This is a genomic window from Mesorhizobium sp. M1A.T.Ca.IN.004.03.1.1, assembly GCF_003997555.1.
Taxonomy (GTDB): Bacteria; Pseudomonadota; Alphaproteobacteria; order Rhizobiales; family Rhizobiaceae; genus Mesorhizobium.
Window position 1 is genome coordinate 1 of sequence record NZ_RZTV01000254.1, and the last position, 276, is coordinate 276.

The 276-nt window shown below is 57.2% G+C and carries 1 pseudogene; it reads right to left on the minus strand.

Annotated features, from left to right (window positions below):
• Positions 1-98: 98 nt before the first annotated feature.
• Positions 99-276, minus strand: a pseudogene (locus EOD29_RS31585) (class II D-tagatose-bisphosphate aldolase, non-catalytic subunit); the annotation flags it as partial.

Genomic DNA, 276 nt, shown 5'->3' on the forward strand with positions numbered 1-276 from the left:
GTCGAAGCGAGCCCTATTCCGGACGCAGCACCCGTGACCGCCGCGATCTTCCCATTCAATTCCGTCATCGATTTTTCCTCCTGTCTTGATTCTGATTGCTATTTATTCCCGACGCCGCAGGCGGCGTGATAGTCTGCAAGACTCTTCGTCACCCTCCAGATCAAAACCTGTTCCGGATCGAGCGGCGCATCTGCGAATTCCTGTGCGGCCGGCATGTGCTGCCAAAACAAGGGCAGCGGTACGATTTGCCCTCGAAGCGCCTCACATAGCTGCCGG